We start from the raw sequence: 19,409 nt of genomic DNA, 5'->3' as shown, positions 1-19,409 counted from the left end.
ATCACTTCTTCAATGTTGCTTTGCCAAATGAGATCGTCTGTAAAGACGCAAATTCATCATCTGGCAAATGCATTTTTAGAATTTTTGAGCGGTTTTGAAAAGAGTGCTGCAGTGTGGGCAGACAAGTTGAGCCCCTTTTTGTACACGGCTGAAACTATGCTCAGAGTCTTTTGAACAGTTTGGACATGGACATTTTACTAAGTAATTGCGACGGAATTGTGTATTTTTACGTCCTGACATAGGCATCTCCTGATTTAAACGACTGTCACCATACACGTTCACGAAGATGATTGCTTGCTTTTATTTCCGAATAATTGCAAAAACCAAAGAAAGTACAAATGCAACGTTTTTTCGAAAATTAAATACCGCTAATGTTAAAAAAGGTAAATGATATCAACTTAAATATTCACTTCAGATGCCCATGTTGTCATGGCTCCCAATACAGAACGTCGATTTTTGATGTGTCTGAAAAAAATCCGTATGGCGCTAAATGCATTTTCTGCAAATCGACGATGACATTCGCAGACAGGCCTGACAGCCAGACAAAAATTTTCGCGCCGTCCTGATCCCCCTAGCCTTCACAGAGAAGGTGCTTAAGCAGATAACGACCAACAAGGTGAGATATGAAGAAAGTCATCGTCTTTTTCAATGGTAAACCGAGCAATGTTGTCACCGTGCTTAAGGGTATTACATCCATACGGCAGGAATATCCGAATGGTGAAGCAATAAACCTGCAGATAATGTCCGCAGGTTTTCCTTCTCTGACCGGCGATCATGAAGTGGTTTATGTGGCGTCGGACAGGGAACTGACTTCTCAGGAAATTCTGGATGCGGCTAAGAAATATTTATAATTACTCTGAATGTATTGCTGTTCTTGTAGATGCCCTTGTTTAAGGGTAATCCCCTTCTTATTTGTGCTGCTAACATCTTTTATTTACCCTCCCCGCGTTAAAAACCTTATACGGAATGAATAATACGTTAACGCTATCGCGAACAAACACATCCCTAATAGACTTAATTGCGTCATAATGTGTCAGGTGGCTTATTGTCTCAGCCCTGATTCATTCAGTTGTGTGTCAGACACAATATGCGTTACCTCATCCAGGTGCCCAATTCTGGCCTCCCCTGAACGATTAAACTTACTCTTATCTATCAACAATAAAGACTGAGAAGCACGCTTGAGTAGCAGCGATTTGAAGCCAGCGTTGACCCTGTTGGAATCCCACAACCCTCCATGACTGTCTATCCCTTCGCAGGAGAAGATAAACAGGTCGATGTCCAGCACTTTGAGTTGTGAAATCAACGAGGGGTTAACGTAGCAGCCATACTTACGCTCGAGTTTACCGCCGGAGCTAATAAGTTGAATCTGTTCACGTTTGCCCAGTTCCAGACAGATGGGGTGACTGTTAGTAAAGACCTGAATATCGATGTCAGGCAGTTGACGCGCAAGATACCAGCAGGTTGAGCTGGCATCCAGAGCAATGACCATCCCGGCTTCAATCCACTCCAGCGCTTCTCTGGCGATATCCGCTTTATGCGTGAAGTGGCTCTTAAGGCGAATATGAAAAGGATCGCCGCTGTCCTGGTTTTCCCGGTGAATATATTTCGCCCGACCGTGGTTGCGCAGCACTTTTCCCTGCGCCTGCAGTTCGCTGAGATCGCGGCGAATGGTCTCTTTACTGACGTTAAGCTGGGTGGATAAAACGTCCGTCGTCAGACTATGATGCTGAATCAACAGGTCGATTATCGTTTGCTGACGTGCCTCTTTCATTTTTTCTCACCCATCATTCGATACACGCCCGCGCTGGCGGGCGCACCGGCATGAGATTACGGCGTTACCCCCTTTTTTAAAAGAATATTCCCGTATTTAGCACACTCCCCTGTGACAACGATCGCAAAGGATTTTTTGGCACGTGCGTAAAACGCATAGCGGTCAATGCGGGTAATTGCCGGACAGGGTGCCTGACGTGAAAGCGCATCGCGATAGCGAGCCTCAACACGGGGATCGAGGGAGTCACACTCAACTGCAGCCATCATCACCAGTGGCGGCGCGTAGCTGTCGAGCTCAAACAGCGGGATAATCGCATGCAGCAATTCGCTGACCTTTAGCCCATCGGCGCGTATAACCTGCGGTCCCATAGTGTGGGCGGGGAAATGGGCATCAGAAAAAATAATCTCATCGCCGTGGCCCATTTCGGCCAGGACTTTCAGTAGTTCAGGTGATATTAACGGTGAAATCGTTTTTAACATCTCAAACTCCCTCGATCGGTGCAGATTCGGTTTCCGGAAAGAAATAGCGGTACTGATAATGCATCTGCGCTCTGGCATGTTCCGGGCTCGTAAATTCTCCGACCCCGTACCAGCCAAACAGGGCTGCCCCCGCGACAGTGGTTTCTGCATCATCAAGTACCTTGATGGGGATGCCGAGCATATTGGCTTTGATCTGGTTCCACAGCATGTTACGGCTGCCACCGCCGACCAGCAGCAGTTCAGTCGCGTTGAAGTGACCAATCTTTTCCAGCGTGCGCAGATTCTGCGCCAGCTGCCCGGTGAGGCCCTCCAGCGCAGCGCGATAAAAATGACCGCGTGTGGTGTTGAGTGTGACGCCCTCCCAGCCCGCATGCTGACAGCCGAGGAGATCACAGTGCATTTTCACCCCTTCGGACCCCATGGGTATGCGGCGGGCTGTCTCAATCAGCGTTTGCCAGGGCGTCTCTTCGGTCCAAAGCAGTTTACGTACCCATTCAAGTACGCCCGATGCCAGCCACTGCATGCCAGGGTTATACAGCCCTGGCTGGCTGTCCAGTTCGCAGGTAGAACCGACGTAGCGACTGAGCAGCGGCGTGTTGACCTGCGCACTGCGCACCATCAGGATCTCCCATGTTCCCGAGGAGAGGACGGGTTCATCCGCCGCGGCACCTGCACCAAACAGCGCAAACTGGGTATCGTGTCCGGCGGAAATCACCGGGATACCGGCGGGTAGGTCAAGCCATTGGGCAGCATCAGATTGTAATTTACCGACGAGCTCACCGGCTTCCACCAGACGTGGGAAGAGCCGACGCGGCAAACCCGCCGCCTGCAAAATTTCATGGCTGAAATCGCGCTGTTGAATATCCAGCATCTGGCTGGTCCCTGCCATAGTAACGTCGGTGGTGAATTCGCCGGTCAGACGGTGGTTAATCAGCGACGAGATAAACAGCCAGGCGTGTGCCTGTTCCAACAGCTGCGGGTGATTTTCTTTTAGCCACACCAGCTTATACAGCGTATTGAAGCCAAATGCCCCCACGCCGGAAATGTCCTGAAGCCGCTGAGGTGACAGCAAGCGGCCAATATTTTTCATCACTTCGGCGGTGCGTGGGCATTTCCAGCTGATGATTGGGTAGAGCAGCCTGCCGTGCTCATCGACCAGCGCGCCATCAACGCCGAAGGTGGTCACCGTGACGCCGCGAACGTGGCAGTTTGCCAGACTCGTCTTCAGCGAGCGGCAACAGTCCGCGAAGCGTTGCATAATGGCCTCGAGAGACCACTGGTGCCAGGCGCTATTTTCTATGGCGATGTCGCTGGCATTTGCCGTAGCGGCACGGGCGATAATTTTGCCCTGCCGGTCAACGGCAATGGCCCGGATATTGGTCGCTCCGCAGTCGAGAACCAGAATAACCTCTTGTTTCATAGCAACTCCTGAAACGTCGCCGGCTAACGTGTCGCTTATCCGGCCTGCAATTCGGTGTTTTACAGGCCCGGTAAACATACGCTACCGGGCAAAAACGTTTACTCAACGTTTGTACAGCGGGCCATAGTTTTGACAGGCGCGGTAATCCTGGCCTTCGCTATCCATGCCGTGCGCAGCCCAGGCGGAAGGACGATAGACCTTCGACTCTTCCACGTTATGCATGCAGACCGGAATTCGCAGCATTGATGCCAGGGTGATGAAGTCTGCGCCAACGTGGCCGATGGTCAGCACGCCATGGTTTGCCCCCCAGTTCGCCATCACGGAATAAACGTCGGTAAAGGGACCTTTACCCGTCAGACGTGGCGCAAACCAGGTGGTCGGCCAGGTTGAGTTGGTACGGGCGTCAAGCTGATCGTGCATCTCTTTCGGCAGTTCCACGCTCCAGCCTTCTGCAATCTGCAGAACCGGGCCAAGACCTTTGATGATATTCACGCGGGTCATGGTGAACGGCACGCCGCCTTCCGTCAGGAAGCGAGAAGAGAAACCGCCGCCGCGGAAATATTCATGTATCGCCGGACACCATTCAGTGGCCGCCAGGCAGGCATCAACCTCCTGCTGGCTAATGTCCCAGAATGGCTTCATCGTTGGCTTGCCATTGCTGCCACGCTGTTTGCATGAGCCATCGAGAGCCGCAGAGCCGGAGTTGATCAGGTGGATAATACCCTTCTCAGCCAGACCGCTGAGCGGTTGACCGGTCACGCGCGCTACCGCGTCTGAAGACCAGTAGGTGCGCACGTCGGCGAACACCTGTGCTGTGCCGGTCAACTGGTGGCCCATTAGCATCGCCACGCCGTTGAGGCTGTCATTTTCGGTCGCGACGACAAAGGGTTCACGCACGCCATTCCAGTCAAAGGAACTGTTAAGCAACGCTTCGGCGGTATCGCCGTTCGGGTATTGATCGGTCCAGTGACGCTGGCCCTGGAAGCCTGCCGCAATGGCGTTGTAGCCCAGCGATTCTTCCACCCGCCCTTTTTCCGCCAGTGCTGGGTTGCCCTGCATCATGTCGCGGATACACATCGCCATCAGCAGGCTCTCTTTCAGCACCTCGCGGTTCTGCGCTTCGTTACGCTTATACTGCTGCGCGTTCTGGTCTTCGCCGTAGCGGAAGTTTTTGTCCGCCCAGGCCAGCGCCATTTCCAGTTCGGTTTCATCGAAGATTTTCTGATCAATGCGGCGGCGCAGTTCAGTCATATCAACTGCCTGTACCTTCATCCCCAGCCAGGATTCGAAGAAGTTAGGGTCGACGATGGAACCGGCAATCCCCATCGACACCCCCCCAATGGAGAGATAGCTTTTCCCTTTCATACTGGCGACGGCTAAACCGGCACGCGCAAAGCGCAGCAGTTTTTCCTCAACATCTTCGGGAATCGAGGTGTCGTCGGCGTCCTGGACATCATGACCATAAATAGAAAATGCCGGGATCCCTTTCTGGCTGTGTGCAGCCAGCGCGGCGGCGAGATAAACGGCGCCCGGACGTTCAGTCCCGTTAAAACCCCAGATGGCTTTCGGACGCATGGGGTCCATATCGATCGTTTCGCTCCCGTAGCACCAGCACGGCGTCACGGTGATGGTCACGCCGACGTTCTGGCTGCTGAATTTTTCTTCACAGGCGGCAGATTCGGCCATCCCCGCAATGCAACCGTCAGCAATGACGCATTCAATTTGCTCGCCGTTGGGGTGACGAAGCTTTTCAGTGAGCAGCGCGGCGGTGGCGTTGGCCATATTCAGGGTTTGCTCCTCCAGAGACTCACGAACCCCCATACGACGACCATCAATCACCGGACGGATACCTATTTTCGGTAAGCTGATTTTTTTCATGACAGATCCCTCACGTTTTCGGATACAGGTTTAATTCGTTGCCGCTTGCGAACGGAAACGGGCAAAGATGAAGATGACGGCAAAACACACTGCCGGAACCAGTTCTGCTGTTGGGATATTGCCTGCAGCATCGCTGACAAAGCCCATGACCGGCGTCACAATCCCGCCGCCGATAATGGTCATGACGATGAATGACGAGCCGTATTTGGTGTCCTGACCCAGGTTCTTAATCCCAAGGGAGAAAATGGTTGGGTACTGAATAGACATAAATGCACTGCACAGCGTTAGGGCCAGTAGACCGAAATGGCCGCCGAATACGGCGGAGAACAGGCATAGCACCATGGCAAGCAGGGCATAAGCGGCCAGTACTTTATGCGGTGCGAAGCGGCTGATTAGCCATGTACCGGTAAAACGACCGATGAAGAAGCACACCATGGTGCCGGTCAGGTAGTTGGCGGCGAAACCTGGTGTCATGCCGGGGATCTCTTCAATAGCGTACCGGATCAGGTAGCTCCAGCAGGCAGTTTGCGCGCCGACATAGCAGAACTGCGCCAGCACAGCCCAGCGCCAGTGGCGAATACGGACCAGACGGGAAAAAGAGGCAGAAAATGTGCTTTGTGTGCCGTCGACGTGATTATCGCTCTGAAGGACCGGAAATTTGGTCAACATAATCAGCAGGGCGACCAACAATACAATTGCCACGATAATCATATAAGGCGTTTGTACGGATAACACCAGGCTATGCTTATAAATGCTTAGCTGTTCTGGCGTCATTTTATCGAGTACCGACTGAGAGTGATGGGGCACGTGAGACAAAATTAGGCTTTGTCCAAACACAACGGCAATAATAGCGCCAAAAGAATTAAAAGTTTGCGCCAGATTAAGACGGAAATGACCACCACTCTCTGGCCCCAGCACTGTCACAAAGGGGTTAGCAGCAGTTTCAAGGCAACCTAACCCCGCCGCTATAATAAAAAGACCGACAAGAAACAATGTATAATTCATTAACTCAGCCGCAGGCCAGAATAATGCAGCACCAATGGCATATAAAAACAACCCGGTAATAATACCTGCCTTATAGCTGAGTTTTTTCATCAGTATCCCGGCAGGAACTGGAATGACAAAGTAGCCGAAATAGAACGCAGATTGTATCAGGCCAGCCTGGAAGTTTGTCAGGGTAAAGGCTTGCTGAAATTGGGGGAGTAAAATGTCATTCAGGTTATTAGCGACTGCCCAAAGAAAAAACAGTGAACAGAGTAACGCGAAAGGAATAATGTAACGCTGGGCTTGCCCGGCATTGACCGCACGAAAACTCTGCGTTGGTATTGTTGTATTTCCCATAACACCCTCGTTAGTCAGAAGCGTCAGAATGTGACTTTCCTTTCTTGCCAGACGGTAAAAATAAAAAGGTGCTTTACTCTTACTGGCGCGAATCTGGCGATCGGAATGATCTCGTGAATGCATTTTCATGTAAAAAAGGGGGGCGAATATGATGACAATCACATTTAACGGCAACGCGATATCTTTATGTGATCGTTATCACTTTAAATTTAATAAAAACGCCCCCCGCCGGGGAAAATAAACATTAAAACCCACAACCCCAGTGACCGATTTAATGTATTACTCCGAAAACGGGCATTTTCACGGTAAAAATCATCAAAACGACTGTTTGAATAAAAATCTTCTGAATCGGTCATTTTTACCGAAATGAATTAATCGAATAAGGATCAATTCCCGACTATTAATTGATGGCGATCACAAAGTGAAACCACCGTAATTCTTTTAGCGTTATTCCCTATAAAGATGGTGCGCAAATATACGGTTAATTCATCAGGACAACAGGCTTGTTCTGCTGGTGCTTTAGATCATCAAGAGAGGTAACAAATGGAACGAAATAGACTGGCGCGGCAGATTATTGATACCTGCCTGGAAATGACCCGCCTGGGGCTAAATCAGGGCACGGCTGGCAACGTCAGCGTGCGCTATCAGGACGGGATATTGATAACGCCAACGGGGATCCCCTATGAAAAACTGACGGAGTCACACATCGTTTATATTGATGCCGACGGTCAGCATGAACAGGGCAAACTGCCTTCCAGCGAGTGGCGTTTCCATATGGCCGCCTACCAGACGCGTCCGGATGCGCAGGCGGTGGTGCATAACCATGCGGTGCACTGTACCGCCGTGTCTATTCTTAACCGCCCTATCCCAGCCATTCATTACATGATTGCCGCCGCAGGCGGTAATTCCATACCCTGCGCGCCATATGCCACATTTGGGACACGCGAGCTGTCCGATTATGTCGCCTTTGCCCTCAGGAACCGCAAAGCAACGCTGTTACAGCACCACGGCTTAATTGCCTGTGAAGCAAATCTGGAAAAAGCCCTGTGGCTGGCGCATGAAGTTGAAGTACTGGCACAACTGTACCTTTGCACGCTGGCAATAACGGATCCGGTCCCGGTACTGGATGACGATGCTATCGCCATTGTGCTGGAAAAATTCAAAACCTACGGACTGCGCATTGAAGAATGACATCGCATAGCAAACAGGAGAAATGCCATGGCGAAAAGAATGATTTTGAACGAAACGGCCTGGTTTGGCCGGGGCGCGACAGGGATGCTTTGCGATGAGGTAAAGCGTCGCGGCTATCAAAAAGCGCTGATTGTCACCGACAGGACGCTGATACAGTGTGGCGTGGTGGCGAAGGTCACGGATAAGCTGGACGAAGCGGGGTTGGCCTGGGAAATATACTCCGGCGTGCTTCCTAACCCGACAATCGGAATAGTACAGGAAGGGTTGGGTGTTTTTCAGAACAGCGGCGCAGATTACCTTATCGCTATCGGGGGCGGCTCGCCTCAGGATACCTGTAAGGCAATCGGCATTATCAGCAATAACCCGGCGTTTAAGGATGTTCGTAGCCTTGAAGGCCTGTCCCCAACCCGTAACCCCAGCGTACCCGTTCTGGCCATTCCCACTACAGCCGGAACAGCGGCTGAAGTGACCATTAACTACGTGATTACTGATGAAGAGAAGCGGCGTAAATTTGTTTGCGTCGATCCGCACGACATTCCGCAGGTCGCTTTTATCGATGCAGATATGATGGACGGTATGCCGCCAGTGCTGAAAGCAGCAACCGGCGTTGATGCGCTGACCCATGCGATTGAAGGGTATATTACCCGGGGCGCATGGGCCTTGACCGATGCGCTACACATCAAGGCGATTGAGATTATTGCCGGCGCACTGCACGATTCAGTCAAGGGCGATCGAGATGCCGTCGAGGCGATGGCGCTGGGCCAGTATGTTGCCGGCATGGGCTTTTCCAACGTTGGCCTGGGGCTGGTTCACGGTATGGCGCACCCGCTGGGTGCTTTTTATGACACACCGCACGGCGTGGCGAATGCCATTTTGCTGCCTCATATCATGCGTTACAACGCTGACTTTACAGGCGATAAATTCCGCGATATTGCACGGGCGATGGGCGTGAAGGTTGAAGGGCTGAGCCTTGCAGACGCGCGCAATGCTGCCGTGGATGCTGTCTTCAGGCTTAATCACGATGTGGGCATCCCGCTCCATCTGCGTGAGGCTGGAGTACAAAAAGAAGATATCCCGATGCTGGCCCAGGCGGCATATGATGATGTCTGTACTGCCGGCAACCCAGGGGAAGCGAGCCTGGCAGATATTAGCGAGCTGTACCATACCGCCTGGTAGTGCGACTGCGTTACCCGGTTTAGAGGACCCTTCTGGGCCGGGTTACGCAGAGAGACAGCGCCATCAGTATTTAAACCGTGATTTCGCAGCTGACGACCGACGCCGACAGATCCTATCGCTAATGGCCATTGTTGGGCATGATTGCCCTCTTATTGTGGCGAAGTTGAAAGGTGAAACTATGGTATACGGCGAAGAGTTGATTAGATGTAGTTAAAGAATCAATTCGCCCCTTGTTTCTCCAGCCCTGAACGTGTTGCAACGGATATTTTCAGCAAGCGTTCAGAATATGCGCCCGCATTGAAAAGCACGAAAGACACCGTACGACGAAGCGTAAGGAGTTACCCATCATTCCTTACACCCCGCCCTTTAATTGCTATTTGTTTAGCCTATTTCTGGCTTCGTTTAGCTCATATTGAGCGTCTTCCAACTTCTGCTGTTTTTTAATGATTTTATCCGGACGTCCGTCGACCCTGGCTTCAGCCAGTTCCTGACGGCGTTCCTCTACCTTCAGCTCTTTTTTACGGATATCGGCTTCACGCTCAGCACGCAACCCTTCGTTGGTGCAGTTGGTATTAAGTTCAGAAAGCGCTTTTTCAAGACCCGCTATGCGGTGATTGTTGTCATGGGTGCGGGCGTAATCTATTTGCTCCTCAATATTCTGACGTTTGGCGTCACAGCCTGTGCTTACCTGAGAGGCAGCCTGAACAGAAAAAAGAGGGGCAAGTACCAGCAAACCTGCCAGCAATGTTTGAGTATGTTTCATAATATTCTCCAGATTAATCCTTTTACCTTTATCGAGATAATACAGATAGTGCATTAATATTGTTAATGGTTTTTTAGGAATGTTCTATAAATAAAAAATTCTGAACCGACGAAAAAAAGCCAGGATAAAACGAGAAAAAGTAGTTTATCGTATCCTACATCCACAACATGATGATGTACATCGTACTTATTCTTTCTATATATATTAACCTCTCGCGAAAGTTGTAATACTTACCTCTTTAGTCTAAACACTCTATTTTCTGAAGCAACGAATACTCGTAAAATGTAAAGGGTAATAAAGCAACGATTTTTTAAGCTTTTTGCCCCATAACCATCTCAAACTTACTCTTATGTCGAAAATCCAATTCTATTAACAAAATTAACCTTAAAAACAAAGCCTTTTTTATCGATAAAGATAAAACACAAAAAACTTAGTAATTCATAATCCTGTCCGATAGCTAAGTTATGCGAGACTCACCCCCCCGCACTGCATTCATCCAGCACGTTGTGGATTGCCGCTACTTTTTCATCTTTATACGAGTCGTGGATGTGCAGGGGTGGTGCTGACCTGCGCTATACCAGTTCAGATGGCGGCAGCCAGCGAGAAACGTTTCCGCATGTAACGTACACCCGACTATATCTCTGATTTTTTTATTGCCAGTAGTCCCGTACTCCAGCGTGAACGCTGATAACCAAAATCGCGGGAACAAAGCTTTATCCGTTCACGTAACAAGGTACAGATATGTTCAAAAAGCCATCGGCGGGATCGTCCGGCGGGTAAAGATATCTGACCTTCAACCCCTGACAGTGTTAACCAGTTATTCCAGCGTCCAACGGATGAACGGACACAACAGAATGTGCTGACGACCTCGCTGATGCTTGCTCCCCGGTGCAACATCAGCATGGCTGTCAGCCTGCGGGCATAATTATTATCGTTCGTTTTATGAATGGCTTTCTGCATCAGGTACCGTTCGTCATGGTGAATGAGAACCATGATCGACATCGTTCAGTCCGTTTGATGATTTGTTTTGATTTGGCGATTGATCAGATCACAAAATATGGGCTGGGTTCCCTTTAAGTGATCTATTTAGCTATTTAGTAATATGACAGTGGTCGGCCAATTTATGCTTTAGCCAACCGTATGGGAATAAAATCACATGGGAGATTATTCAATTAAAAAAATTACTAATCATTTCATTGAATTATTTCCTTGAAAAATAGACAACCATCAACTATTACTGAAAAGCAAAAGTTTTTTCCGTATCAACTGAGATTTATATGTGAGGGGTTATATGACTACGTTAGGCACCGTAGAAAGTGACTGGAGTACAGATGTAGATAATGACTTCATTGTTATTAATGAAGGGGATGTAGCAAAAGGATACATTCATCTTTCCGCAGGTGATGAAATCACTATTAAACCAGATGGGAAATGTACATTCAAATCTTCATCATTAAGTAACACCATACCTGTCCAGGGGGGGGAAGTATAGCGGTGGTGGCTATGGAGTGTTAATGGCCCTGGCAGGGAAAGTTAAAATAACATTATCACCTGTGTATTTTGATTCCAGCGGGAATGAAGTGACAACGTCTGGAATGAGTGATAGCTATTTGCGACTCACGGATCCAATCGTGAATGGTGACGAACTGATTGGGGCGAAAAATGCAACATTAAATAGCACCTCAAATATCATCCTCAACCAAAACCTGGTCTTGATAAAAAAACAATATACACACCTCTATGATGATCTGAGAATAGCATTCAGCGATGCATTGAATAATTTATATCCGGATGTTAATAAAAACATCAATACTGACGGTGAATATGTTGATGATGAATTTAAAAAAGCATGGGACATTCTTAGTGAAATGTATAATAAAGGGAAAATCACCCTTATTAAATAGCTGCGTTTAATATCGTTACAAAAACCGGAAAAACCGCTTAACTTCCAGACATGATGATTTTCGGCCGCCGCTATGACAAAGGCCCAACTGGAGTCCCAGAGTGGATCTGACATTCATGGAGCAGAGGTGCGCTATGCCCGAGAGCCCAAACGCACACGCTGCTCTTTATTTCCATCAACTGGGATATCATAGATGAAGATACATCTAACCTGGCAGATAGCGGCCTTCCGGTAAGGATTGGCTTTACTGTTCTATTCCCGACAGGAGATGGAAATGAATTTTGCTCTATGGAACACGTAAAAACTGGTGAGTTAACCATCATCCACAGTGCTGACACTAATATTGCTAAGGGGTGCTTTGAGGTTGATATTCCGCAACCATTGGGCTCTCCCCCTTCAATGTTACAGACGCAAAGTTATATGCTGGACTAACTGATTAATTGACAAGCAGTCAGTATCCATTTGAAACTCGTTCTCTATTCTTGCACTACTAGCTTTTGATCAATAGTGTTCCCCTGCACGGGCAGTTCGCTTACCACGTTTTGTTATACATAAGGGTGACTTTCTTCGCCAGGCGGACCATAACATCTATGTCGCGACGACAGTTCTGAAGCCTTCAGGAAAAACAGCAAACTTCTGGACACAAGACCATCACTCATACAGTACGTTATGATCCTAACGTTAACCTTGTGCCGCTCGCATGCGGGCAAAAATGACAAATAATGTTAGGAACGATGTTAGGAAAATGGATTTCAGGCACAAAAAAACCACCTTTCGGTGGTTTCACGACACTGCTTATTGCTTTGATTATTCTGCTTTTTCCCATGGTAGCCGGAGTGGGACTTGAACCCACACAGCGCGAACGCCGAGGGATTTTAAATCCCTTGTGTCTACCGATTCCACCATCCGGCCAGGGAAGAAAGTGGAGGCGCGTTCCGGAGTCGAACCGGACTAGACGGATTTGCAATCCGCTACATAACCGCTTTGCTAACGCGCCGTAAAACTTTTTTACGCGACACCCGCGATTGCGCATGTCTTTAATCTGGAGCGGGAAACGAGACTCGAACTCGCGACCCCGACCTTGGCAAGGTCGTGCTCTACCAACTGAGCTATTCCCGCATGTCATCAAGTTAACTTCTAACCACTTGATTTCATTATCGTCCGGCTAGCTGTGCCGCCGTTCGATGCGTTGCATTCTACTGATATGACGGTATGAGTCAACGTTATTTTTTGCATCCCCGGATCGTTTGCTGAAAATTACGTCGAAACGATCACTGATCAAGCAAATCGCCGCGGGCAGCGTTTAAATATTGCAGCATAGACCACAGCGTCAGTACCGCAGCAACCCACAGCAGCCCAATCCCCGCCCACTCAACCCAGGCGTTTGGACGCCAGAGCATCCAGACCAGCGAGGCCATCTGCGCGGTGGTTTTCACTTTACCAATCCACGATACCGCGACGCTGCTGCGCTTACCCAGCTCCGCCATCCACTCACGCAGTGCAGAGATGATGATCTCACGACCAATCATGGTTGCTGCAGGCAGCGTTACCCACCACGTGTGGTAGTGCTCAGCCACCAGCACCATCGCGATAGCGACCATGACCTTATCGGCGACCGGGTCGAGGAAGGCACCGAAGCGGGTGCTTTGGTTCCAGCGGCGTGCCAGATAACCGTCAAACCAGTCCGTAACCGCAGCCACCAGGAAAATCAGTGCACAGGCAAAAGGGGCCCAGACGACTGGCAGGTAAAACGCCAGTACAAAGAACGGGATAAGCACAACGCGAAAAAGAGTGAGCAACGTAGGGATATTAAATTGCATAATGACGGTAACTGTTTGTTGTCAGTAAAATTTAGCTCTATGTTGCTACAGAGCCCTCAATGTTTCAACGAGTAGTAGATCTTTTCTGCCAGCGCTTGCGAAATACCCGGCACTTTTGCAATTTCCTCCATGCTGGCATTGAGTAATCCTTGCAATCCGCCCATATATTTAAGCAGCATCTGCCTGCGTTTTGGCCCGACGCCTTCGATGGTCTCAAGCGTACTGGTGTTTTTTACCTTCGCCCGTTTTTTCCGGTGCCCGCTGATGGCGTGATCGTGTGACTCATCGCGGATATGCTGGATAACATGCAGTGCCGGAGAATCCGGCGGCAGGCTGAAGCCCTCCCCTTCCGGCTCAAAGAAGAGCGTCTCCAGACCGGCTTTACGATCGGCCCCTTTTGCCACACCCAGCAGCAACGGATGGTTTTTATCCCAGCTCACATCAAGTGAGTCAAAGACCGCTTTCGCCTGCCCGAGCTGCCCTTTCCCGCCGTCAATCAGTATCACATCCGGGATTTTGCTCTCTTCGATGGCTTTACCGTAGCGACGGCGCAGCACCTGGTTCATGGCGGCATAGTCATCGCCCGGCGTGATCCCGGTGATGTTATAGCGACGATATTCCGCGCGCAGCGGGCCGTTAGCATCAAACACCACGCAGGAGGCCACGGTCTGCTCGCCCATCGTGTGGCTGATGTCGAAACACTCCATCCGTTTAACCTCCGGCAGCTTCAGGAGCGTAGCCAGTGCCGTTAAACGCTGGTGGACCGTCGATTGCTGGGACAGTTTTGTGGTAAGCGCCGTCGCCGCGTTGGTCCGGGCAAGCTTCAGGTAACGCGCGCGGTCACCGCGCGGTTTGGTCTGCACGTTAACCCGACGACCAGCCAGTTCTGACAGCGAATCCGCCAGAAGCGTTTTATCATCGAGATTGAAATCAAGCAGGATCTCCGATGGCAGCGTGCGCATCTGACTCCCCTGCAGATAGAACTGCCCGACGAAGGTTTCAACCACCTCACCCAGCTCCGTCCCTCCCGGCACTTTCGGGAAATAGCTGCGGCTCCCGAGCACTTTACCCTGACGAATAAACAGCACATGCACGCAGGCCATGCCGGCGTCAAAGGCAACGCCGATCACGTCGAGATCGTCACCGGTGTTCGAGACAAACTGTTTCTCAGTGACTCTGCGCACCGCCTGGATTTGGTCGCGGATCCGCGCGGCCTCTTCGAACTCCAGCGCTGCACTGGCTTTCTCCATCCGGGCGATCAGCTGCGTTAATACCTGATCGTCTTTCCCGGCTAAAAACAGGCGCACATACTCGACCTGCTGCGCATACTCGTCTTCACTCACCAGCCCGGCAACGCATGGCCCCAGACAGCGGCCAATCTGGTACTGCAGACACGGGCGTGAGCGATTGCGATAGACACTGTTTTCACACTGGCGAACAGGGAAGATTTTTTGCAGCAGCGCCAGCGTCTCACGGACGGCATAGCCGTTGGGAAACGGGCCGAAATATTCACCCTTGGCATGTTTTGCACCGCGGTGCATAGCAAGCCGGGGGTGCGTATCGCCACTCAGGAAGATAAACGGATAGGATTTATCATCGCGTAACAGCACGTTGTAGCGCGGCTGATAGAGCTTAATATAGTTATGCTCAAGCAGCAGCGCCTCCGTCTCGGTATGCGTGACGGTAACATCAATATTCTGTATGAGTGCGACCAGTGCTTCGGTCTTGCGGGAGGCAAGGTTACTGCGAAAATAGCTGGAGAGGCGCTTTTTGAGATCTTTCGCTTTCCCCACGTAGATAACCGTACCGCCAGCGTCATACATACGATAGACGCCAGGCTGGCTGGTTACGGTTTTCAGAAATGCTTTTGAATCGAACACATCACTCACTGACTTAACAACGTCTCCGCATTACATAAACCATGCCGGATGGCCAGATGAGTCAGTTCAACATCACCATGAATGTTCAGTTTGCTGAACATGCGATAACGATAGCTGTTCACCGTTTTCGGGCTAAGATTCAGCTGTTCCGAGATCTCATTTACCTTCTGACCTTTGGTGATCATCAGCATAATCTGCAATTCACGCTCGGACAAACTGGCAAACGGCGATTCCGTTTTCTCGGGTTCGATCTGACTCAGGGCCATCTGCTGAGCAATGTCGGAAGCAATGTAACGCTGTCCGGCAAACACGGAACGGATAGCATTGACAACCTCCTGCGGCGCGGCACCTTTACTCAGGTAACCGGCAGCGCCCGCCTGCATCACTTTCGCGGGCAGCGGGTTTTCAGTATGCACGGTCAGCATGATGACTTTTGTATCAACAAAGGTACGCGCGATTTTGCGGGTTGCTTCAAGACCACCGATACCGGGCATGTTCATATCCATCAACACCACATCGGCTGAATTAGTGCGGCACCATTTTACGGCATCTTCGCCGCAACAAGCCTCACCAGCAACTTTAATACCTTTTATATCTTCAAGAATGCGTCGTATCCCTGCGCGCACCAGTTCGTGGTCATCAACAAGAAGGACGTTGATCAAAGGAAATGTCTCCAGAATAGGGATAACGCTACTGAGTGATAATTTGGTTTATATTAACGGTTTTCCTCACAAGATTAAAACGTTAAAAAATCGGCTATTCGATTTCGCTCTCGTTTTTGGAAATTAGGCTGTACAGAACGTGGAAAGAGAGCCCGCGCCACCAGGGCTTGTGCAGCTTTTTTTAAGCATCTGTATTCAAAAAGTTACAAAAAACCTGTCGCCTGAGTCCGTAAAAAAACAGTTCTTAAATTTTTGTAACAATAATTAACGGCAAGCGAACCGGGTATAAACAATTCGTCGCTATTAACGCCGTACAGTTTAGCGGCACGCGTTGTTTACGCAAATAAACATCCAGTGTAAAAGTACGAAAAACAACCGCTGCATTTTTTGCTGCGCCTTGTGGTATACTCCGCCGCCTTGACTTTCATCGTCGCGCACGAGCGCCGTTTTATAATGAGGAAAATAAATGAGCACACCTGAATTTGCCACTGCGGAGAATAACCAGGAACTGGCACAGGAAGTAAACTGCCTGAAATCGCTGCTAACGCTGATGCTACAGGCGATGGGCCAGGCTGACGCCGGTCGTGTGATCATTAAAATGGAAAAACAAATCGCGCAGATGGAAGACCAGGCGGAATCCGCGGTATTTGCCAACACCGTTAAGCAAATTAAACAAGCCTACCGCCAGTAATAAAAAACGGCTGGATGCGGTGCATTCAGCCGTTGCCTCGTCTGACACGCAGAACGTACTCTCTACTCAAATAAGCCCGGTCGCCGCCGCGTAACACGCGATCTGCGTCTTGTTAGGCGCATTGAATTTCTTCTGCATATTCTTCTGATGAAAGTTAACCGTATTCTCTGAGATGGAGAGAATGATCGCAATTTCCGCCGACGTCTTCCCTTCCGCGGTCCATTTAAGAATTTCCCGTTCACGTTTGCTGAATTTCATCTCAGGCGGCATCACCATCTCATCCTCAAATCGAATCAACGATGTTAAGGCCACTTGCACCAGCAGTTGTAACCGCAGCTCTATTTCCTCGTGGTCTAGCGGGCTCTCCAGCATGCTAGTACGAGAAACCGACAGAAAACCGAGAGCATGATTCGGCAGCATCAGACACTGCGTTATTCCTGTACGTAAGCCGTGCTCCCGTGCGCTATGCCATAATTCCTCAGCATCAGCGAATAATTCGTCTGTCCAGGGTAAATGCCCCTGGATGAAATTCTCCGGTTTTAACACCGGGTCAATGGCGAAATAATTCTTCGACTGATATTGCGCCTGCCACTGTGGCGGATAAGTGGTATGCACAGAAATCTTAGGCCGCGTAAAAGGCACGGGATGGCGTACGCAGAGTGCGTAATAATCGAATTCTAGCGCCTGAGTTTGTCGCTGAAGTTCCTGATATACCTCGTCGGCACAGGTCAATTTCTGAAACCGGAGGGAGCATTCCCGTCGCCAGGTGAAAAAGTCTGAATCCTTCATACTTACTAAATGAAGCCTCTGAAATGATATTCATTATTATGGTGAATATAACCTAACACATAAAACTTATTTCTAACTACAAAATATCGGCAACAGCACAATTAACTTTACGTTTGATAAGGTTTATTGGGCCTGAGCGGAATAAAAAAACACGGTGTCGGGCGCAGGGGGAGAATAATTTGCCCCAGATGAATTTTCTGGAGCAAATTAGTGCAAAAATTCTACTGCATAAGGAATTTTTCAAGGAACTGACGGGTTCGCGGCTGCTGTGGGTTGGCAAATAAGTGTTTTGCCGGCCCCTGCTCCACAATCCTTCCCTGATCCATGAAAATGGCGCGGTCCGCCACATCACGAGCGAAGCTCATCTCGTGGGTAACGATAACCATTGTGCGTTTCTCCTGTGCCAGCTGGCGGATGGTGTTCAGCACCTCTCCCACCAGCTCAGGGTCGAGCGCAGAGGTCGGTTCATCAAAGAGGATCACATCCGGGCGCATCGCCAGCGCGCGGGCAATCGCCACACGCTGCTGCTGACCACCTGACAGGCGGCGCGGGTAGCTGGTTTCTTTACCGGCCAGCCCGACTTTTGCGAGCAACTCGCGCGCGCGAACCGTCGCGTCCTCTTTGGCTTCCCCTTTTACAATGACCGGGCCTTCAATGATGTTCTCCAGCACCGTCCGGTGTGGGAAGAGATTGAAGTTCTGGAAAACAAAGCCCACATGCTGGCGCAACTGGCGAATCAGACCTTTTTGCTGGCTGATGGATTTGCCGGTATCAATCGTAATGTTCCCTACCCGAATCGTGCCTTCTTCAGGCTGTTCAAGCAGGTTGATGCTGCGCAGCAGCGTTGTTTTCCCGGAACCACTCGGGCCGATAATGGCGACCACTTCACCCTGCTCAACCTCCAGATCAATCCCGTGGAGCACCGTTTGACCGTGGAATTTTTTCACCAGGTTTTTAACGTCGATAGCACTCATTTTGGATCACGCTCCTGGCGGTTAAGCTGGTTTTCGAAATAGTTTTGCAAGGCGGATAACACCGTCGCCATTACCCAGTAAATCAGCGAGGCCGCCAGATACATGGTGAACACTTCCAGGGTGCGCGAGGTAATAAGCTGCGCCTGACGGAACAGTTCCGGTACCTGAATGGTGGCCGCCAGCGACGTGTCTTTCACCAGGCTGATAAAGCTGTTGCTGAGCGGCGGAAGCGCCACACGCGCCGCCTGAGGCAGAATGGCTCTGCGCAGCGTTTGCCAGGGCGTCATACCGATACTGGCCGCCGCTTCCCACTGCCCTTTATCAATGGACGAGATTGCCGCACGCAGCGTTTCAGAGGTGTATGCCGCCGTATTGAGCGACAAACCAATCATCGCCGCCGGGATCGGATCCAGCTCAATACCAAACTGCGGTAAACCGTAGTAGATCATAAAGAGCTGCGCGATAAGCGGCGTGCCGCGAAACACAGAGATATAAAAACGCGCCACCCAGCGTACTGGTAAGACGGGTGACATACGCATTAAGGCCAGCACAAACCCGAGTACCAGACCGAAGAACATCCCGCCAATACTGAGCTGTAACGTAAATACCGCACCTTTAAGCAGGTACGGCAGGGAATCAATAACCAGTTGAATACTTTCTTGCATTATTAT

Annotated in this window: 21 protein-coding genes, 3 tRNA genes and 1 pseudogene; 8 read left to right on the top strand and 17 right to left on the bottom strand. The window is 50.2% G+C overall.

Going from position 1 to position 19,409, the window contains the following annotated elements:
- Positions 1-75 precede the first annotated feature (75 nt).
- The gene (locus QRN24_RS08235) at positions 76-240 is read right to left on the bottom strand and encodes a YnfU family zinc-binding protein (protein ID WP_214579409.1); all 165 of its coding nucleotides are present in this window, start codon (positions 238-240) and stop codon (positions 76-78) included.
- 131 nt (positions 241-371) lie between these two features.
- On the opposite strand from QRN24_RS08235, the gene ymcF reads away from it, so the two are divergent.
- Both ymcF and QRN24_RS08225 read left to right on the top strand, forming a co-directional pair.
- A complete protein-coding gene (gene ymcF, locus QRN24_RS08230; RefSeq protein WP_032669962.1) occupies positions 372-566 on the top strand; it encodes a cold shock small protein YmcF in 195 nt (64 codons plus the stop codon).
- Positions 567-623: 57 nt separating this feature from the next.
- Positions 624-851, top strand: a complete 228-nt coding sequence (locus tag QRN24_RS08225; RefSeq protein ID WP_014170703.1) for a hypothetical protein — start codon at positions 624-626, stop codon at positions 849-851.
- 191 nt (positions 852-1,042) lie between these two features.
- On the opposite strand, the gene fucR is transcribed toward QRN24_RS08225, so the two are convergent.
- The 5 genes from fucR to fucP all read right to left on the bottom strand — a co-directional run bounded on the left by fucR (position 1,043) and on the right by fucP (position 6,889).
- On the bottom strand, positions 1,043-1,771 hold the full coding sequence (gene fucR, locus QRN24_RS08220) for an L-fucose operon activator (protein WP_049022886.1): 729 nt from the start codon (positions 1,769-1,771) through the stop codon (positions 1,043-1,045).
- A gap of 56 nt (positions 1,772-1,827) precedes the next feature.
- Positions 1,828-2,250 (bottom strand): L-fucose mutarotase, encoded by a 423-nt coding sequence (gene fucU, locus QRN24_RS08215; RefSeq protein WP_279258404.1) that lies wholly within the window; start codon positions 2,248-2,250, stop codon positions 1,828-1,830.
- 1 nt (position 2,251) lies between these two features.
- Positions 2,252-3,670 carry an L-fuculokinase gene (gene fucK, locus QRN24_RS08210; RefSeq protein WP_279258405.1) on the bottom strand — a complete coding sequence of 473 codons (1,419 nt, stop codon included), beginning with the start codon at positions 3,668-3,670 and terminating at the stop codon, positions 2,252-2,254.
- A 102-nt stretch (positions 3,671-3,772) separates the two neighbouring features.
- A complete protein-coding gene (gene fucI, locus QRN24_RS08205; protein ID WP_279258406.1) occupies positions 3,773-5,548 on the bottom strand; it encodes an L-fucose isomerase in 1,776 nt (591 codons plus the stop codon).
- A gap of 30 nt (positions 5,549-5,578) precedes the next feature.
- Positions 5,579-6,889, bottom strand: a complete 1,311-nt coding sequence (gene fucP / locus QRN24_RS08200) for an L-fucose:H+ symporter permease (protein WP_284942611.1) — start codon at positions 6,887-6,889, stop codon at positions 5,579-5,581.
- A gap of 543 nt (positions 6,890-7,432) precedes the next feature.
- Between fucP and fucA the strand changes: the two genes are divergently transcribed.
- Positions 7,433-8,080, top strand: coding sequence for an L-fuculose-phosphate aldolase (gene fucA, locus QRN24_RS08195; protein WP_020883353.1), 648 nt, complete (start codon positions 7,433-7,435; stop codon positions 8,078-8,080).
- A 27-nt stretch (positions 8,081-8,107) separates the two neighbouring features.
- Positions 8,108-9,256 (top strand): lactaldehyde reductase, encoded by a 1,149-nt coding sequence (fucO, locus tag QRN24_RS08190; RefSeq protein ID WP_284942610.1) that lies wholly within the window; start codon positions 8,108-8,110, stop codon positions 9,254-9,256.
- A gap of 373 nt (positions 9,257-9,629) precedes the next feature.
- On the opposite strand, the gene QRN24_RS08185 is transcribed toward fucO, so the two are convergent.
- On the bottom strand, positions 9,630-10,019 hold the full coding sequence (locus QRN24_RS08185) for a DUF1090 domain-containing protein (protein WP_025203818.1): 390 nt from the start codon (positions 10,017-10,019) through the stop codon (positions 9,630-9,632).
- Positions 10,020-10,501: 482 nt separating this feature from the next.
- A pseudogene (locus tag QRN24_RS08180) lies at positions 10,502-11,021 on the bottom strand (transposase); the annotation flags it as partial.
- A gap of 289 nt (positions 11,022-11,310) precedes the next feature.
- Between QRN24_RS08180 and QRN24_RS08175 the strand changes: the two are divergent.
- Positions 11,311-11,511 carry a hypothetical protein gene (locus tag QRN24_RS08175; protein WP_284942609.1) on the top strand — a complete coding sequence of 67 codons (201 nt, stop codon included), beginning with the start codon at positions 11,311-11,313 and terminating at the stop codon, positions 11,509-11,511.
- A gap of 22 nt (positions 11,512-11,533) precedes the next feature.
- Positions 11,534-11,923 (top strand): hypothetical protein, encoded by a 390-nt coding sequence (locus QRN24_RS08170; protein ID WP_284942608.1) that lies wholly within the window; start codon positions 11,534-11,536, stop codon positions 11,921-11,923.
- 824 nt (positions 11,924-12,747) lie between these two features.
- Here QRN24_RS08170 and QRN24_RS08165 read toward each other — a convergent pair.
- The 6 genes from QRN24_RS08165 to uvrY all read right to left on the bottom strand — a co-directional run bounded on the left by QRN24_RS08165 (position 12,748) and on the right by uvrY (position 16,284).
- Positions 12,748-12,834 (bottom strand) — tRNA-Leu (locus tag QRN24_RS08165).
- A gap of 11 nt (positions 12,835-12,845) precedes the next feature.
- Positions 12,846-12,919, bottom strand: a tRNA-Cys gene (locus QRN24_RS08160).
- Positions 12,920-12,965: 46 nt separating this feature from the next.
- A tRNA-Gly gene (locus tag QRN24_RS08155) sits at positions 12,966-13,041 on the bottom strand.
- 152 nt (positions 13,042-13,193) lie between these two features.
- Positions 13,194-13,742 (bottom strand): CDP-diacylglycerol--glycerol-3-phosphate 3-phosphatidyltransferase, encoded by a 549-nt coding sequence (pgsA, locus tag QRN24_RS08150; protein WP_014170706.1) that lies wholly within the window; start codon positions 13,740-13,742, stop codon positions 13,194-13,196.
- Positions 13,743-13,798: 56 nt separating this feature from the next.
- On the bottom strand, positions 13,799-15,631 hold the full coding sequence (gene uvrC / locus QRN24_RS08145) for an excinuclease ABC subunit UvrC (protein ID WP_014170707.1): 1,833 nt from the start codon (positions 15,629-15,631) through the stop codon (positions 13,799-13,801).
- Complete coding sequence (uvrY, locus tag QRN24_RS08140) at positions 15,628-16,284, bottom strand: UvrY/SirA/GacA family response regulator transcription factor (protein ID WP_013096026.1); 657 nt, start codon at positions 16,282-16,284, stop codon at positions 15,628-15,630. The genes uvrC and uvrY overlap by 4 nt, the downstream gene beginning before the upstream one ends.
- A 399-nt stretch (positions 16,285-16,683) precedes the next feature.
- On the opposite strand from uvrY, the gene QRN24_RS22820 reads away from it, so the two are divergent.
- Together QRN24_RS22820 and QRN24_RS08135 are read left to right on the top strand one after the other, a co-directional pair.
- Positions 16,684-16,764 carry a hypothetical protein gene (locus QRN24_RS22820; RefSeq protein ID WP_418251707.1) on the top strand — a complete coding sequence of 27 codons (81 nt, stop codon included), beginning with the start codon at positions 16,684-16,686 and terminating at the stop codon, positions 16,762-16,764.
- On the top strand, positions 16,751-16,975 hold the full coding sequence (locus QRN24_RS08135; protein ID WP_003859644.1) for a DUF2594 family protein: 225 nt from the start codon (positions 16,751-16,753) through the stop codon (positions 16,973-16,975). The genes QRN24_RS22820 and QRN24_RS08135 overlap by 14 nt, the downstream gene beginning before the upstream one ends.
- 66 nt (positions 16,976-17,041) lie before the next feature.
- Here QRN24_RS08135 and sdiA read toward each other — a convergent pair whose 3' ends face one another.
- From sdiA to tcyL, 3 genes are all read right to left on the bottom strand, one after another.
- Positions 17,042-17,764, bottom strand: coding sequence for a quorum-sensing transcriptional regulator SdiA (gene sdiA / locus QRN24_RS08130; RefSeq protein WP_014170708.1), 723 nt, complete (start codon positions 17,762-17,764; stop codon positions 17,042-17,044).
- 221 nt (positions 17,765-17,985) lie between these two features.
- A complete protein-coding gene (gene tcyN / locus QRN24_RS08125; protein WP_014170709.1) occupies positions 17,986-18,738 on the bottom strand; it encodes an L-cystine ABC transporter ATP-binding protein TcyN in 753 nt (250 codons plus the stop codon).
- Positions 18,735-19,403: a cystine ABC transporter permease gene (gene tcyL, locus QRN24_RS08120; protein ID WP_014170710.1), complete on the bottom strand. Its 669-nt coding sequence runs from the start codon at positions 19,401-19,403 to the stop codon at positions 18,735-18,737. Before tcyL ends, tcyN begins: the two co-directional genes overlap by 4 nt.
- Positions 19,404-19,409: the final 6 nt, after the last annotated feature.

Source organism: Enterobacter sp. MEB024 (assembly GCF_030209635.1).
Lineage (GTDB): Bacteria > Pseudomonadota > Gammaproteobacteria > Enterobacterales > Enterobacteriaceae > Enterobacter > Enterobacter ludwigii.
The sequence above is the reverse complement of the archived record's forward strand: the minus strand, read 5'-3'. Positions and strand labels throughout refer to the sequence as shown.

Coding starts and splice junctions, on each gene's coding strand:
- pgsA (WP_014170706.1), bottom strand. CDS start 13,742: ATGCAATTTAATATCCCTACGTTGCTCACTCTTTTTCGCGTTGTGCTT.
- QRN24_RS08185 (WP_025203818.1), bottom strand. CDS start 10,019: ATGAAACATACTCAAACATTGCTGGCAGGTTTGCTGGTACTTGCCCCT.
- fucI (WP_279258406.1), bottom strand. CDS start 5,548: ATGAAAAAAATCAGCTTACCGAAAATAGGTATCCGTCCGGTGATTGAT.
- QRN24_RS08175 (WP_284942609.1), top strand. CDS start 11,311: ATGACTACGTTAGGCACCGTAGAAAGTGACTGGAGTACAGATGTAGAT.
- fucK (WP_279258405.1), bottom strand. CDS start 3,670: ATGAAACAAGAGGTTATTCTGGTTCTCGACTGCGGAGCGACCAATATC.
- sdiA (WP_014170708.1), bottom strand. CDS start 17,764: ATGAAGGATTCAGACTTTTTCACCTGGCGACGGGAATGCTCCCTCCGG.
- fucA (WP_020883353.1), top strand. CDS start 7,433: ATGGAACGAAATAGACTGGCGCGGCAGATTATTGATACCTGCCTGGAA.
- tcyL (WP_014170710.1), bottom strand. CDS start 19,403: ATGCAAGAAAGTATTCAACTGGTTATTGATTCCCTGCCGTACCTGCTT.
- fucO (WP_284942610.1), top strand. CDS start 8,108: ATGGCGAAAAGAATGATTTTGAACGAAACGGCCTGGTTTGGCCGGGGC.
- tcyN (WP_014170709.1), bottom strand. CDS start 18,738: ATGAGTGCTATCGACGTTAAAAACCTGGTGAAAAAATTCCACGGTCAA.
- QRN24_RS08235 (WP_214579409.1), bottom strand. CDS start 240: ATGTCAGGACGTAAAAATACACAATTCCGTCGCAATTACTTAGTAAAA.
- QRN24_RS08135 (WP_003859644.1), top strand. CDS start 16,751: ATGAGCACACCTGAATTTGCCACTGCGGAGAATAACCAGGAACTGGCA.
- fucU (WP_279258404.1), bottom strand. CDS start 2,250: ATGTTAAAAACGATTTCACCGTTAATATCACCTGAACTACTGAAAGTC.
- QRN24_RS08225 (WP_014170703.1), top strand. CDS start 624: ATGAAGAAAGTCATCGTCTTTTTCAATGGTAAACCGAGCAATGTTGTC.
- fucR (WP_049022886.1), bottom strand. CDS start 1,771: ATGAAAGAGGCACGTCAGCAAACGATAATCGACCTGTTGATTCAGCAT.
- ymcF (WP_032669962.1), top strand. CDS start 372: ATGTTAAAAAAGGTAAATGATATCAACTTAAATATTCACTTCAGATGC.
- fucP (WP_284942611.1), bottom strand. CDS start 6,889: ATGGGAAATACAACAATACCAACGCAGAGTTTTCGTGCGGTCAATGCC.
- QRN24_RS08170 (WP_284942608.1), top strand. CDS start 11,534: ATGGCCCTGGCAGGGAAAGTTAAAATAACATTATCACCTGTGTATTTT.